This window comes from Gillisella vitis (assembly GCF_021559775.1).
Classification (GTDB): Bacteria; Pseudomonadota; Alphaproteobacteria; order Rhizobiales; family Rhizobiaceae; genus Allorhizobium; species Allorhizobium ampelinum.
On the sequence record NZ_CP056047.1, the window covers coordinates 3,603,971 to 3,617,303 of the forward strand.

Annotated in this window: 16 protein-coding genes; 8 read left to right on the plus strand and 8 right to left on the minus strand. The window is 56.9% G+C overall.

Annotated features, from left to right (window positions below; all coding sequences use genetic code 11):
* Positions 1 to 3: 3 nt before the first annotated feature.
* The 7 genes from AVCG78_RS16600 to AVCG78_RS16630 form a co-directional block, all read right to left on the minus strand.
* A complete protein-coding gene (locus AVCG78_RS16600; protein WP_071202380.1) occupies positions 4 to 1,290 on the minus strand; it encodes a CtpF protein in 1,287 nt (428 codons plus the stop codon).
* 26 nt (positions 1,291 to 1,316) lie between these two features.
* Entirely contained in the window at positions 1,317 to 2,009 is a 693-nt protein-coding gene (locus AVCG78_RS16605) for a CpaD family pilus assembly protein (protein ID WP_174089618.1), read from the minus strand.
* Between the two features lie 11 nt (positions 2,010 to 2,020).
* Positions 2,021 to 3,598, minus strand: coding sequence for a type II and III secretion system protein family protein (locus AVCG78_RS16610; protein ID WP_071202382.1), 1,578 nt, complete (start codon positions 3,596 to 3,598; stop codon positions 2,021 to 2,023).
* A complete protein-coding gene (cpaB, locus tag AVCG78_RS16615; RefSeq protein WP_071202383.1) occupies positions 3,595 to 4,404 on the minus strand; it encodes a Flp pilus assembly protein CpaB in 810 nt (269 codons plus the stop codon). Before cpaB ends, AVCG78_RS16610 begins: the two co-directional genes overlap by 4 nt.
* Positions 4,405 to 4,514: 110 nt before the next feature.
* The gene (locus AVCG78_RS16620; protein WP_071202384.1) at positions 4,515 to 5,033 is read right to left on the minus strand and encodes an A24 family peptidase; all 519 of its coding nucleotides are present in this window, start codon (positions 5,031 to 5,033) and stop codon (positions 4,515 to 4,517) included.
* A gap of 203 nt (positions 5,034 to 5,236) precedes the next feature.
* Positions 5,237 to 5,422, minus strand: coding sequence for a Flp family type IVb pilin (locus AVCG78_RS16625; protein ID WP_012654668.1), 186 nt, complete (start codon positions 5,420 to 5,422; stop codon positions 5,237 to 5,239).
* A gap of 187 nt (positions 5,423 to 5,609) precedes the next feature.
* Positions 5,610 to 5,795: a Flp family type IVb pilin gene (locus tag AVCG78_RS16630; RefSeq protein WP_012654669.1), complete on the minus strand. Its 186-nt coding sequence runs from the start codon at positions 5,793 to 5,795 to the stop codon at positions 5,610 to 5,612.
* Positions 5,796 to 6,183: 388 nt separating this feature from the next.
* Between AVCG78_RS16630 and AVCG78_RS16635 the strand changes: the two genes are divergently transcribed.
* The 8 genes from AVCG78_RS16635 (at position 6,184) to AVCG78_RS16670 (ending at position 12,511) form a co-directional block, all read left to right on the plus strand.
* Positions 6,184 to 6,618 carry a pilus assembly protein N-terminal domain-containing protein gene (locus tag AVCG78_RS16635; protein ID WP_085946603.1) on the plus strand — a complete coding sequence of 145 codons (435 nt, stop codon included), beginning with the start codon at positions 6,184 to 6,186 and terminating at the stop codon, positions 6,616 to 6,618.
* A 225-nt stretch (positions 6,619 to 6,843) separates the two neighbouring features.
* Positions 6,844 to 7,467, plus strand: coding sequence for a TadE/TadG family type IV pilus assembly protein (locus AVCG78_RS16640; RefSeq protein WP_071206349.1), 624 nt, complete (start codon positions 6,844 to 6,846; stop codon positions 7,465 to 7,467).
* A complete protein-coding gene (locus AVCG78_RS16645; RefSeq protein ID WP_071202386.1) occupies positions 7,464 to 8,048 on the plus strand; it encodes a TadE/TadG family type IV pilus assembly protein in 585 nt (194 codons plus the stop codon). The genes AVCG78_RS16640 and AVCG78_RS16645 overlap by 4 nt, the downstream gene beginning before the upstream one ends.
* A 147-nt stretch (positions 8,049 to 8,195) precedes the next feature.
* The gene (locus AVCG78_RS16650) at positions 8,196 to 9,416 is read left to right on the plus strand and encodes a phosphopentomutase (RefSeq protein ID WP_071206351.1); all 1,221 of its coding nucleotides are present in this window, start codon (positions 8,196 to 8,198) and stop codon (positions 9,414 to 9,416) included.
* Positions 9,413 to 10,411 (plus strand): adenosine deaminase, encoded by a 999-nt coding sequence (locus tag AVCG78_RS16655; RefSeq protein WP_156582670.1) that lies wholly within the window; start codon positions 9,413 to 9,415, stop codon positions 10,409 to 10,411. Before AVCG78_RS16650 ends, AVCG78_RS16655 begins: the two co-directional genes overlap by 4 nt.
* 84 nt (positions 10,412 to 10,495) lie before the next feature.
* Positions 10,496 to 11,125, plus strand: a complete 630-nt coding sequence (gene upp, locus AVCG78_RS16660; protein ID WP_012654675.1) for a uracil phosphoribosyltransferase — start codon at positions 10,496 to 10,498, stop codon at positions 11,123 to 11,125.
* 95 nt (positions 11,126 to 11,220) lie between these two features.
* Positions 11,221 to 11,742 (plus strand): TIGR02281 family clan AA aspartic protease, encoded by a 522-nt coding sequence (locus AVCG78_RS16665; protein ID WP_071202389.1) that lies wholly within the window; start codon positions 11,221 to 11,223, stop codon positions 11,740 to 11,742.
* Between the two features lie 139 nt (positions 11,743 to 11,881).
* Positions 11,882 to 12,511, plus strand: coding sequence for a LysE family translocator (locus tag AVCG78_RS16670; protein ID WP_071202390.1), 630 nt, complete (start codon positions 11,882 to 11,884; stop codon positions 12,509 to 12,511).
* A gap of 155 nt (positions 12,512 to 12,666) precedes the next feature.
* Here AVCG78_RS16670 and AVCG78_RS16675 read toward each other — a convergent pair whose 3' ends face one another.
* Positions 12,667 to 13,302, minus strand: a complete 636-nt coding sequence (locus AVCG78_RS16675; protein ID WP_012654678.1) for a 2,3-bisphosphoglycerate-dependent phosphoglycerate mutase — start codon at positions 13,300 to 13,302, stop codon at positions 12,667 to 12,669.
* Positions 13,303 to 13,333: the final 31 nt, after the last annotated feature.

Below are 13,333 nucleotides of genomic sequence, written 5' to 3' on the forward strand. Positions count from 1 at the left end.
TGTTTACTTGCGTGCCAACATGGCGAATATCGTGCTGAGACCCGGTTTTTTTGGCTTCTTGATACTGACCCGTCCGGTGATGAGATGGGCGAGCTGCGAGAACGTCTCCGCCGTCGGACTTTTCGCATCGATCTCGGCGATCATCCGGCCGGAATTGGCGGCATTGCCAAACAGCTGAATATCGAAAGGAATGATCGCGGCTGGCTGCATGTCCAAGGGTTCGAAGAAATCGCTGGGCGAAATTTCCGGCCGTTTCGGCATGCCGGCCTGATTGAGGATCAGATGCGGTGCCTTGTCGTTCGGCCGCAGCCGCTTCAGGGCGTCGAGCAGGTTCTTGACGTTGCGCAAATTGGCAAGATCCGGCACGCAGGTCAGGACGATCTCGTCTACTTCCGACAGCAGCGCCAGCGTCCATTCGTTCCAGCTATGCGGCAGGTCCAGCACCGCGACCGGGGCGCTGCGTTGCAGGGTTTCCAACAGCGGCAGGAAGGCGCCGCGCTCAAAATCATAGGCCCGGTCCAGCAGGGAGGGGGCAGCCAGCAGGGACAGGTTCTGTGAACACGAGGTCAGCAGGCGATCAAGAAACACTTCGTCCAGGCGCTCTGGAGCAAAGACCGCTTCGGCTACGCCCTGGGCCGGGTCCTGGTCGAAATCGATATTGGCCGTGCCATAGGGCAGGTCCAGATCGGCCAGGATGGTTTCGGAGGAAAACAGCGAGGCGATCATGAAGGCCGCATTATGGGCGATGGTGGAGGAACCGACGCCGCCTTTTGCGCCTATGAAGGCGATACTGCGCCCAAGTGGCTCGGCATCGGGGTCGATGAAGATCGATGACAAGGCCCCGATGACGTCGGCCATGCTGACCGGCGCAACGATATAATCGGAGACCCCATTGCGCATCAATTCGCGGTAAAGAGCGATGTCGTTATAGCGTCCGACGACGATGACCCGGGTCGAGGGATCGCAGACATCGGCCAGCGGCGCCAGCTCGGAGAGCAGATTCTCAGGCTTCGCATCGGTTTCCAGAATGACCAGATTGGGAGTCGGCGCCCCGGCAAACATATTGACCGCTGCCGAAATGCCGCCGCTCGTTACCCGCATGCTGACCTTGGCCATGCGACGGTCGCGGGCGGCCTCTTCCATCACCGCCAGCACACTGTCCGAGATGCAGAACGCATGGACGGAAATGCGCGGCAAGGGCCGCAATTGCTCGAGATTACCGGTTCTCACCGGTTCCGCGGCCAGTCCGTCTTCTTTCGGTCCCGCGATATCGTATTTGATCGTATTCATCAGCCTGCCCCCGCGATCCTTGTCACTCAATCCGTGGATGTCGTGGTTGAGGTGTCCTTGCCGTCGCGATAATTGTCGATCACCGTCGAGCGACGCTCGGCATCGATCGGCGTCATACCGCGCGGCGCGATCAGGTCCGTCGGGCTGGCAACCTGCGCCGCCAGATTGGCCTGGGAGGCGCAGCCGAAATTCTGCCAGTTCTTGTTCTGCGCCGTGTCGTTGGAGAGATCCTCCGGCCATTGGCCACACGGTCCGGCCACCGCCGTGGTTGCGACATAGCTCAGTCGGATCGGCGCGGCATCACCTGTTGCGCCAGCCCGGTAAGGCCGTTCAACGATTTTAGGGGAGGCAATGCCCTTGGAGACCAGCAGGCTGCGCACCTGGCGAGCGATGCTGGAGGCCGCCATTGTATTGGGAGACCCTTGCGGCACCAGGATCTGCACATAGCCGGTGGACGCATTGCGGTAATCCTGGGCAAAGCCCGTCACCGCATCGCTCATGCCGATCGTCAGGCGGCTTGAGCCCTGCGCGACCGGAAGATCCAGCGAATGCTCGACATCGGTGACGATGATCGGATGGCGGGTACGGTAATCGTCGGGAATCGAGCCGGTGGACATCTCGTCTTTCATACCGCCGCAACTGCTAAGCGGCAGGATGGCCATCAATCCGAGGAGGAGCGCGCAAACGCGCGTCAGGGGCAGGGTAGGGTGAAGTGTCATCGCGTTCGCCCTCATTTGTAAATATAGCCGACGGTGCCGTGATAAGCGCCGTTCGCCGTGGCTTCCTTGCGGCCGTAGACCTTGTTGACACGGTTCAGGAAATACATGGCGCCGTCTCCAGCAGGATTGAAATTGTCGTCGGGACGCGCCAGCGCATTGCGGGTGACAGGCCGGACAAGATAGGGCGTGGCAATGATCACCAGTTCGGTTTCGTTGCGCACGAAATCCTTGCTGCGAAACAGCGTGCCGAAGATCGGGATTTTCGAAATACCCGGCAGGCCGGACATGGCCTGGCGGACATTGTCCTGAACCAGACCGGCAATCACAATCGATCCGCCGGAGGGCAGCTCGACCGTGGTCGAGGCCTCGCGCTTGCGGATCGACAAATAGGTCGAGCCGGGGATGGACGAATCCGAATTGCCCTCTACCACCGATCCCTCATAGGTCGGCTCGGAGACATTGGTTTCGATCGCCAGACTGATCCGGCCCGGAGAGAGCACGACCGGTCGGAAGTTCAGCTGAATGCCGTAATCGACGGTCGAGGTCGTGCGAGAGACGGTTTTCTGCCCGGTGGTGCTGTCGGTGCTGATTTCCTGGCCAGCTGCCAGACGATATTCGCCGCCGACGTAGAATTTCGCCTGTTCGCCGGAAATTGCCGTCAGGCTGGGCTCAGCCAGCGTGCGCATCACGCCCGCCTGCTCCATGGCATTGACATAGGCGCTGATGCCAAAGCTGCCGAATGTCTTGGAAATTGTGGCGGTGCCGCCGACGTCGACGGAATTGCCGAGGTTGGACGGATTGGCGTAGCTGATGCCGCTGGTGCCATCCGTGGCGCTGGCGCTGACACCAAGCTGTTTCAGCACCTGACGGCTGACCTCGGCAACGGTCACTTTCAGCGTGACCTGATCTTCGCCTTCGATGGTCAGCATGTTGACGATCTGCGAGGTTTGACGGTCTTCTGCATAGATGGCTACCGCGCCGTCGCCGCTGCTGTTGCTGGTTGCGGTTTCTCCGCGGGTGGTGGCTTCACCACCCTGGAGGAAGGCCTTGGCAAGGCTGACGGCGCGCGACGAATCCTGCGGGGTGCGCACCGTGCCGCTCAGCACGACGTTGTCAGAGATGATCTCGACCTTGATATTGGACTCTGGAATGAACCGGCTCAGGTTGGTTTGCAGACCCTCGATATCCCGTTCGATTTGCAGATCGAGACTGACGATCTCGCGGCCATCCGCCCCGAAAATGAAAATATTGGTCTGGCCAACCTTTTTGCCAAACAGATAGATCCGGCGCGAGGTGCGGGTGACGGCATCGGCCAGTTCAGGGTCGGCCACCAGGATATCATGCGCATCTTCCGGCAGATCAACGACGATGGCCTTGTTGAGGCCAAGCTTCAGGTCACGCCGCACACCGGGGCCGGTTTGGGCGATGCGCACCAGGCTCTGGGCACCGGCGGCAAGCGCGTCGGCACGCCGGACAAGCATATTTTCTCCCGGCAGGCCGGTAATCGACAGGCCAAGCGAAAGGCTGCCGGTGATCATCATCCGAAACAGGCGGGCAGGGGCAAGGCGCATGGAAAATCGTCCGTTCATTGTTTTGCAGCTCCCGCGCTCTTGACGATCTGCCCGGATTTGATGACCTGCACCTGTGGACCGCCGCTATCGCCGCTCAGCAGGTAGCTTGCGGAACTATTGTCCTGCTCCTGGGCATCCGCCACGGAGCGCAGTGCCAATGACAGGCGCTCGGCCATCTGCTGGGCAACCGTCAGCACCTTGGTTTGCTCCGGCGTCAGTTCCAGTGTTGCGGTGGTGCCAATGACCGAACGGGTGCCGTCGTTCTTTTCCTCGATCTGCTGGTCGATGGCGAGAACGCGGACATTGGACAGCACGGTTTCGGTCAGATGATTGTCATTATCGCCCTTGCGGACCATGATCACGTCAACGCGGTCATTGGGCAGGATGAAACCGCCGGCACCGGTTGCCACGGAAATTTCCGTGGAGATTGCCCGCTTTCCGGCAGGAAGCAGCGCTGAAAGGGTGCGGCTGGAGGCGTCGGCGATCTTTTCGATCCGGATCGGCTCACCTTCGAAAATCGGCAGCCGCACGACAAGCCCGGCAAGGTCGCTCAAGGCCTGGGGACGGTTCTCCTCCGTCACGAAGCCGTCGATCAGGTCGGTCTTCGGCCAGTCCATCCAGCGCATTGCCTTATCGGTCAGGCGGGCGCCGACCGGCAGGCTGGCAGCGGCGATCAGCACTTTGGTGGTCGGTTCCTTCGTCACCACAGGCTCGGATTGCTGCACCACCACGCGCTTTTGCCCGCTAAGTCCCATTGCCAACAGACCGGCCAGACCGGCCGCGGCCACGGCGACGAAGAGAATGAGAATGCGGGCGGGCTTCATGGTCTGTCCTTAAGTCGGCGGAAGCTTTCTTAAGGTCGAAAAGAACAGAAATTGGTGTAATTATAGTTAACAACCGCCTTACTGGCGTGGTTAACAAAATATTGCCGAATTTATTTCGGCGAAACTGTCGCCAAGGCCAATGTCACCACTGGTGCACTGAGGAAACTGCAAAAACCGCCAATGGCAATGGCAATACCATAGGGGATTTTTTTCTCGACAATCAGCGAGCGCGGCAGGCGCAGTCCAAGGGCCATTACGGTATTGGCCTGGCTGCGCAAAGCCAGGATCATCAGGGTCAGCACGCCGCCAAACACCGCGACTTCAATCAAAAATTCCACCAGGCTGATATTGAAACCATACCAGACGGCAGCAGCCGTCAAAAGCTTGGCATCGCCGCCGCCCATGACATTGACGGCAAACAGTGTGAAGCAACCGAAAAACACGATCAGGCCCGCCGTGAGATGCAGACCGGCCAATCCTATAGGCAGGCCCAACACCAGGGCGAGGGCGGCAAAACCGATAAGCAGCACAAGGGGGATCGCATTGGGGATCTTCATCTCGAACAGATCGGTAAAGGCCGCCAGTGCCAGACAAAGAGGCATGATCAGTGACAGCGTAACAGCCAGCATGGCGGATGAACCCTTTGATGACGTGATTTTAGTAAATCGACCATGGCGTAAAGCCATTACCGAATCATTCTCTGGACTGAAAATAATGCTCGCTCAGAATATTCGGGGCGGGAAATATTTAGGACAGGCTCTCCTGCGACAGCAAAAAGAAAAGCCGCCCTTGCGAGGCGGCTCTTGTAGCCTTGAGGCTGCTCGTTTCAAGCTTACTTGGTTGCGTCCGCACCCTTATTCATCTGCGTTGTCAGATTATTAAAGGTGTTGCCAATGCTTGTACCGAGTGTGGTCGCGCCAGCGACGAGTGCCACGGAAATCAGAGCGGCGATCAGGCCGTATTCGATGGCCGTTGCACCGGATTCATCCTTCATAAAACGTGAGAAAATCTTGGACATGCGCTTCTCATGCTCCACAAGTGTTGTTCTGACCAGTCAACTATTTTTACTGATCGGTTGATGTAGAATTGAAGATCGGCATTTTGTAAAGCATTTCACTCTGAATTGAAGTGGTGAAATACTCTAAAGCTTTACGCATTTTCGGATGAGAAAATGCCCCAATAGCCTTTCGGATTTGGGAATAAGCTTACTTGGATGCGGTAGCCGCCTTATTCATCTGCGTAGTCAGATTGGTGAACGTGTTGTTCAAGCTCGAGCCGAGCGACGTTGCACCAGCAACCAGGGCCACGGAAATCAGAGCGGCGATCAGGCCGTATTCGATGGCGGTTGCGCCGGATTCATCCTTCATAAAACGTGCGAAAATCTTGGACATGCTCTTCTCCTGCTTCATAAGGTTTATTTTGTCCGCCAACTGTTTTTTGTTGTCCGGTTGAACTGAAATTACAGGTCGCCGCATTGCTATCGCCTTAAGAAAACAAGTTAATTATCCTTGAACGGCAGCTTGATTTCAGTGTGGTAAATGAAGCTGAAAGATAGTCGGGAAAATTGTATTCACTCCGGAAAAAGGCCAGTCTACAGCATGTTTACATGCGAAATTATGCAAGTATGTGTCAGTTATGGCCGCGAACATGCGCGTATTTATCACGAGATGAACCGTATGATGTCCTGAGAGGAGACGATGGCTTTATGGTTCATTTACCATTTTACCTCAATCTGTGGTCCTGATCTGCACGAGAGAAATGTTTTCCATGGCGCTGCCGATGTTGTTTCGCTGCTGTTTTGCGTTTTTGCTTGCCGGAATGGCGACAGTTCCCGGCACAGCGCATGCTGAAGACCCGCTTTTGCGCGTGGTGATGAATCAGGCCCGCATTCTTAAACTCGACCGGCCGGTCAGCAAGGTTATCATCGGCAATGAGAAAGTCGCCGATGCCACCGTGGCCGACCCAAAAACCATCGTGCTGACAGGGCGTAGCTTCGGGACGACGAATTTGGTTCTGCTTGACAGCCAGGGCAATGCCATTTTCGACGAGCGTATTCTTGTCTCTATCGATGAAGCCAATACAGTTCGGCTGTACAAACAGACGCAACGCACGGTCCTGTCCTGCACGCCAAGCTGTGAGCAGCATTCGCAGTCTGGAAATTCCACTGGAGATGCGTCTTCCAGCAATAGTGCGTCCAGCGGAACCGGCCAATAGCGGCAAGACGCTGCGCGAGACAGTGAAACTTTAACTGCCGTATCGTTATGCGACCAACTCCTGCATAAGAAATCATGCAGTAATAATATGAATTTATTCAGAATATCTAAAATTAATTTTTTGCTCGTTTCCGTATCATCCTGTTCAAACTGAAGGAATTCGGCAACGGAAATTAAATAGATCCAGCCCTAGCTTGCTATCAGGCACAACAACCGGCATTCAGCAATGGTCTTTCCAGATGGCACTCGTGACAAAAGCAACGGACGATGGCGCAGATGGAAACTGGTGGCCAGGCGTTTGCGTCGCTCCCGTGACGGATCGGCGGCCATCGAATTCGCCATTCTGGCCATTCCTTATTTCCTGATCATTTTTGCCATTCTGGAAACATTCGTGGCTTTCATCGCCGAGCAGACCGTCAATGCAGCGGTCGATACGCTCGGCAGGCAATTGCGCACCGGCAATATCACCTATAACCAGGCCCGTAGCACCGATAAGACGAATACCGAGTTCCGCCAGCTGTTCTGCAACGAGATTTCCTTTCTCCTCACCTGCGATGCTGCGGAAGTCGCAACGCCCAACCGGCTCTGGCTCGATGTGCGCACGTATACGGCTTTCTCCGCCATGCCCACCACAATTGCCACCACATCCGGTAGCCTTGATACGTCCAGTTTTGCCTTCACGCCTGGCGGGGCAAGCTCGATCAATATGCTGCGTGCCTTTTATTATTGGCCGGTCACCACCGATCTCGTCCGGCCCTATATTGCCACGATCCACCGCCCTGGTGTTTCCAGCAATTCCGATTACCTGATCGTATCGACCTTGGCCTTCCAAAATGAGAATTATCCATGAGGTCGAAACCCGCCCTGATTTTGCTTCTAAGCAGACCTTTCCGGCTGTTGGCGCTGGATCGTTCCGGTGTCGGCGCGGTGGAATTTGCGCTGATCGTGCCCTTGTTGCTAGTTCTCTATCTGGGGGCATTTGAGCTTACCATGGCGCTCAGCGTATCGCAGCGCGCCACCACCAGCGCCGGGGCCATCGCCGATATCGTGGCGCGCCAGCAGAAAACGGTTAACAAGGCCTTTCTCGCGACCATGCCGGATGTACTGAAAGCCATGTTTGCCCCGACTGCGACGACAGGCTATGCGCTGAAGATCACCGGCATCAAGGTGGACAGCAATGTCAAGGCGACGATTGCCTGGTCCTGGGCACAGGATGGCTCCAAACCCTATGCAACCGGTGCAACGGTGACGCTTCCGTCCGGCATGGCCGCCGCCAATGCATTTTTCGTCCATGCGGAACTGACCATTCCCCATGAGCTTGTCACCTATCTGCCTGGATTTACCGGATCAAGCGTCAGCACAATTACCATCGCCAGGGATTATTACTTCCGTCAGCGGGAAAACGGCGAGATTGCTTGCTCTGATTGCTAATCCGAAGGGGGATTTGCCATTGCCTGTCTAAATGTCTATTCAATCCGTCCGATTGATAGTCAACTGCCTGATACGGCCTGATTTCATCTGAATCCCGAAGCGATGCATGGTGAAGCGCAGGATACGGCAGGGCATGATGGGTGAAGCATGGCGCGGGCCTTTCTGTTTGTTCTCGATTCCTTTGGTGTCGGCGGCGCGCCGGATGCGCCAGCCTATGGCGATGACGGCGCCGATACGCTAGGCCATATCGCCGAGTTCTGCGCCGCCGGTGCCGGGGATCGCGATGGTTTGCGGGCCGGGCCGCTGATGTTGCCGAACCTATCGGCGTTGGGCTTGTTGCAGATTGCCAGCTTGGCCAGCGGTAGCTTGCCTGCGGGCATGGCCTTGCCGGAGCGGGTCTTTGGTCTGTACGGTGCGGCCAATGAAATTTCCCGGGGCAAGGATACACCGTCTGGCCATTGGGAAATCGCTGGTACACCTGTCATGTTCGACTGGGGTTATTTTCCGCAGGAAGGCGATGCCTTTCCCGCCGATCTCGTCGCTGATATTTGCAAACGCGCCGATCTTCCCGGCATTCTCGGCAATTGTCATGCCTCTGGCACCGACATCCTGGCCCGATTGGGTGAAGAACATTGCCGCACGGGCCAGCCGATCTGCTATACATCCTCCGATAGCGTCTTCCAGATTGCCGCCCATGAGCATGTGTTCGGGTTGGAGCGTTTACTGCGGCTCTGCGAAATCGTCCGGGAACTGCTCACTCCCTACAGGATCGGTCGGGTGATCGCCCGCCCCTTTATCGGCAATAGCGCTTCGAATTTCCAACGCACCGGCAATCGGCGGGATTATTCGGTTCCGCCGCCGGAGCCGACTTTGCTCGACCGGCTGAGTGAAGCGGGTCGCACGGTACATGCCATCGGCAAGATCGGCGATATCTTCGCCCATCAGGGGACTGGCCGCGAAATCAAGGCGAATGGCAATGCCGCACTGATGGAGACGACGCTGGCAGTGATGGATGAGGCTGCGGACGGCGATCTGGTCTTCACCAATTTTGTTGATTTCGACATGCTGTACGGCCATCGCCGCGATGTGCCGGGCTATGCCGCAGCGCTGGAAGCCTTCGATCTCTGGCTGCCGGATGTCTACCGCAAGCTTATCCCCGGCGACATGGTGATCCTGACCGCCGATCATGGCTGTGATCCGACCTGGCGCGGCACCGACCATACCCGTGAGCGGGTGCCGATCATGGCGTTCGGTCCCGGCATCCGGGCGCGTTCCATCGGCATTCGCGACACCTATGCCGATATCGGTGAGACAATTGCGGCCCATCTCGGCATTGCTCCGGGCCGTTATGGCAGGAGTTTCCTATGACTGCGTCGCTGTTGAAGGCCGAACTGCATTGCCATATCGAAGGTGCCGCACCTCCGGCTCTGGTCGCGGCCCAAGCCGAGAAATATGGCATAGACGCCAGCAGTTTTATCCGCAATGGCGGCTATGTCTGGGAGGATTTCACCAGTTTCATAGCCGCCTATGATTTCGTCGCCTCGGTGTTTCGCACGGAGGAGGATTTCGCCGCCCTGGCCGAGGCCTATCTGAGCGAACTGGCGGGTGTCAATACGATCTATAGCGAGCTATTCGTTTCGCCCGATCACGGCGAGGCGGTAGGATTGTCCGCCGAAGCCTATATCGAAGGGCTGGCGGAAGGCATTGTCGCTGCACGGGCCAAGACCGGTATCGAATGCCGGATGGTGATTATCGGTGAACGGCATCTGGGGCCGGAAAACGTCTTGCGTCGGGCGAAATGGCTGGCCGATTACCATCATCCGCTGATCACCGGTTTCAACATGGCGGGTGAGGAGCGGATGAATAGGGTGGCGGATTACGCCCCGGCCTTCGACATCGCCCGTGAGGCGGGCTACGGCATTACCATCCATGCTGGCGAACTCTGTGGAGCATTCAGCGTTCGTGACGCGCTGGATCTGGTGCGCCCAAGCCGGATTGGCCATGGCGTGCGCGCGATTGAGGATGCCGATCTGGTGCAGCGACTGGCGGATGAGGGCGTGGTGCTGGAAGTCTGCCCCGCCTCCAATATCGCCCTTAAAGTCTTTGAGGATTATGCCAGCCATCCCATGCGCGACCTGACTGATGCTGGCGTGCGGGTATGCATCAATTCTGACGATCCGCCGTTTTTCGCCACATCGCTGGCCAATGACTATGCCATCGCCGCTTCGATGGGATTTTCGGACGTCGAAATCGATGCGATGACGCGAACGGCCATCGAAGCGGCTTTCGTGGATGAGGCGACCCGCCAAAACCTGTTGCAGCGGCTGCAAGCGGCTGGTTCTGGGGATGAGGCAGCGATTTAACGGCTGCAAGCCTTGCTCATCCCACCGATTCGTTGGAAGAAACATCACAGTCAGGAATTGAGCGGAAGAGACAAGAGGTTTCCCATGGACGGCGTCACAGTCATCAATCACCCCCTGGTGCAGCACAAGCTGACCTTCATGCGCCGCAAGGAAACCTCGACGGCGGGCTTTCGCCGGCTGCTGCGGGAAATCTCGACGCTGCTCTGCTATGAAGTGACCCGCGATCTGGAACTGACCGTGGAAACCATCGAAACGCCGATGGTGGAAATGGAAGCCCCGGTGCTGGAAGGCAAGAAGCTGGTGTTCGCCTCCATCCTGCGCGCTGGCAACGGCCTTCTGGAAGGCATGCTGGATCTGGTGCCCTCGGCCCGCGTCTCGCATGTTGGCGTGTACCGCGACCATGAAACCCTGCAAGCGGTGGAATATTACTTCAAGGCCCCGGAAAGCCTGTCTGAGCGCCTCGTCATCGTGGTGGACCCAATGCTGGCCACCGGCAATTCTTCCATTGCTGCCGTGGATAAGCTGAAAGAGCGCGGTGCCGTCAATCTTCGCTTCGTTTGCCTGCTGGCAGCGCCGGAAGGCATTAAGAATTTCCGCGAAGCCCATCCTGATGTGCATGTTTACACGGCAGCGATTGATAGCCACCTGAACGAGCACGGCTATATCGTGCCGGGTCTGGGCGATGCGGGCGACCGCATGTATGGCACCAAGTAAGACTTCGTTTACCGTGACGAAATCGAACCCCGGTGCCTGTCGCCGGGGTTTGTTATTGAGGGGTGCTGCTTGTGTGATTTGAGAGGCTATGGGCCATGTTGAAGCGGGTTTTGGTCTTTGCCGGGCTGGTGGTTGTGATGGCAACCGTGCTGCCCCACTATCTCCAGCGGCAGATGGACACAATACCCGAAGCCCCACCCACGCAAACCGTCATGAATGCCACACCCGCACCAGCGCAGGGCTTGGGGCGCGCTTTGCTGATGGCCAATGCCCAGGGGCATTTCGTCACCACATTCCGCATCAATGGCAAGGCGGTGGAGGGGATGATTGATACTGGCGCATCATCCGTGGCTATCAATGAAACAACGGCTCGGCGTCTGGGCTTTGGCGCTTCTGATCTGGATTTCAAATATAAGGTCACGACCGCCAATGGTCAGACGGCTGCGGCGGCGGTGATGCTGGATCGCGTCGAAGTCGATGGCGTGCGCGTGCAGGATGTTAGAGCCATTGTGCTGCAAGACAAAGCTTTGTCCGGCACGCTGATTGGTATGACGTTTCTGGAAAAATTAGGCAGCTATAAGGTCGAAAACGGCCAGATGCGGCTTAGTCAGCGGTGAGGTGCGGGGCTAAAAGTTCATTGCCGTATTGAAGGGCAAAGCCTGCCCTGAGCCTTTGTTTTTCTGTTGTGCAGCGTCAAGATGCGCATATAAGTTGAAGTCTTGTTTCCTGAGATCACAATGAAAGGCAGCAATCGATATGAATCCAGATGTTTTGACGGTTCTGACGGCGCTTGGTTTGTATGCTGCTGTGGTGATCAGTCCCGGTCCTAATTTCGCTTTGATCTCCAAGCTGGCAATGTCCGGGGCACGATCAACCGCCGTGGGTGCAACATTTGGATTTGCCATCGCCGCAACATTTTATGCGGTTCTCACCATGGCAGGTTTGGCTTTGGTTCTGGCAAGGGTTGGATGGCTGGCAAGCCTTATCCAGATCGCTGGCGGCTATTATCTTGTCTATCTCGGCCTGATGGCGTGGCTCTCGAGCAAGCCGGATACGATGAAACAAGGCGTATCATCTGTCGAAAAGGGCAGTGTTTTGCGCGGTTTGCGCATGGGGATGATCGTTAATCTCTCCAACCCGAAAGGCATTGCCTTCTTTATCGGCCTTTATGCCGTTGCAGTGCCGCCCGAGACGGGTCTTTTGGCAAAACTGGCAATTCTTGTGGGTGGCTTCATGATTGAGATCATCTGGTACAGTTTGGTCACCGCTCTGTTGTCTCGCAGGCAAGCCAAGGCCGTTTATGATCGCTTTGGCCAATGGGTAGAACGCGCCATTGGAACAGCGCTGGCCGGGTTTGGGATACGGCTGATTGCCGAAAAAATCTGATTTTCTGCAATGTGCCGCCCATGCAATTCCATGAGCGGCACAATTTTAAATCGCTTAGAGTTTGTCAGGGAAAAGTGGACTCCGGTTTTCCCGAAAAGACAAACGAAAACAAGAGAATCTAGAGTATGTCTGGTTCAATCTGAACCTGACAAACTCTAGTGAGCGCCAGACATATCGCCCAGCACGTCCTTGGAAGCCACGGTGGAATCGGCGTTCAGCTTGTAGACCATCGGCACGCCGGTGGCGAGATTGACGCTGAGGATCTGTTCCTTGGTCAGCTTGTCCAGCACCATCACCAGCGAGCGCAGCGAATTGCCATGGGCAGCTACCAGCACCTTTTCTCCCCGCAGCACGCGCGGCAGGATTTCGGTGAGGTAATAGGGCCAGACGCGGGCGCCGGTATCGCGCAGGCTTTCGCCGCCCGGTGGCGGAATGTCGTAGGAACGGCGCCAGATATGCACCTGTTCCTCGCCCCATTTGGCGCGGGCGTCATCCTTGTTGAGGCCGGAAAGATCGCCGTAATCACGCTCGTTCAGGGCCTGATCGCGGATGGTTTCAAGGCCGGATTGGCCAAGATTGTCGAGAATGATACCGCAGGTCTTCTGGGCGCGAGAAAGATCGGATGTAAAGGCGATATCGAACTGGATGCCATAGTCCTTCAGCGCCTTGCCGCCAGCATTGGCTTCCTGCACGCCAAGGTCGGTCAGGTCGGGATCACGCCAACCGGTGAACAGGTTCTTCAAATTCCAATCGCTCTGGCCATGGCGCACGAGCACGAGGGTACCGGTCATCGACTAAATCCTCTCATTGATCTTGGTGGTA

What these genes read in the sequence shown, in the direction of transcription:
- AVCG78_RS16600 (WP_071202380.1), bottom strand. Translation starts at nt 1,290, where the DNA reads ATGAATACGATCAAATACGATATCGCGGGACCGAAAGAAGACGGACTG.
- AVCG78_RS16605 (WP_174089618.1), bottom strand. Translation starts at nt 2,009, where the DNA reads ATGACACTTCACCCTACCCTGCCCCTGACGCGCGTTTGCGCGCTCCTC.
- AVCG78_RS16610 (WP_071202382.1), bottom strand. Translation starts at nt 3,598, where the DNA reads ATGAACGGACGATTTTCCATGCGCCTTGCCCCTGCCCGCCTGTTTCGG.
- cpaB (WP_071202383.1), bottom strand. Translation starts at nt 4,404, where the DNA reads ATGAAGCCCGCCCGCATTCTCATTCTCTTCGTCGCCGTGGCCGCGGCC.
- AVCG78_RS16620 (WP_071202384.1), bottom strand. Translation starts at nt 5,033, where the DNA reads ATGCTGGCTGTTACGCTGTCACTGATCATGCCTCTTTGTCTGGCACTG.
- AVCG78_RS16625 (WP_012654668.1), bottom strand. Translation starts at nt 5,422, where the DNA reads ATGTCCAAGATTTTCTCACGTTTTATGAAGGATGAATCCGGTGCAACG.
- AVCG78_RS16630 (WP_012654669.1), bottom strand. Translation starts at nt 5,795, where the DNA reads ATGTCCAAGATTTTCGCACGTTTTATGAAGGATGAATCCGGCGCAACC.
- AVCG78_RS16635 (WP_085946603.1), top strand. Translation starts at nt 6,184, where the DNA reads ATGTTGTTTCGCTGCTGTTTTGCGTTTTTGCTTGCCGGAATGGCGACA.
- AVCG78_RS16640 (WP_071206349.1), top strand. Translation starts at nt 6,844, where the DNA reads ATGGTCTTTCCAGATGGCACTCGTGACAAAAGCAACGGACGATGGCGC.
- AVCG78_RS16645 (WP_071202386.1), top strand. Translation starts at nt 7,464, where the DNA reads ATGAGGTCGAAACCCGCCCTGATTTTGCTTCTAAGCAGACCTTTCCGG.
- AVCG78_RS16650 (WP_071206351.1), top strand. Translation starts at nt 8,196, where the DNA reads ATGGCGCGGGCCTTTCTGTTTGTTCTCGATTCCTTTGGTGTCGGCGGC.
- AVCG78_RS16655 (WP_156582670.1), top strand. Translation starts at nt 9,413, where the DNA reads ATGACTGCGTCGCTGTTGAAGGCCGAACTGCATTGCCATATCGAAGGT.
- upp (WP_012654675.1), top strand. Translation starts at nt 10,496, where the DNA reads ATGGACGGCGTCACAGTCATCAATCACCCCCTGGTGCAGCACAAGCTG.
- AVCG78_RS16665 (WP_071202389.1), top strand. Translation starts at nt 11,221, where the DNA reads ATGTTGAAGCGGGTTTTGGTCTTTGCCGGGCTGGTGGTTGTGATGGCA.
- AVCG78_RS16670 (WP_071202390.1), top strand. Translation starts at nt 11,882, where the DNA reads ATGAATCCAGATGTTTTGACGGTTCTGACGGCGCTTGGTTTGTATGCT.
- AVCG78_RS16675 (WP_012654678.1), bottom strand. Translation starts at nt 13,302, where the DNA reads ATGACCGGTACCCTCGTGCTCGTGCGCCATGGCCAGAGCGATTGGAAT.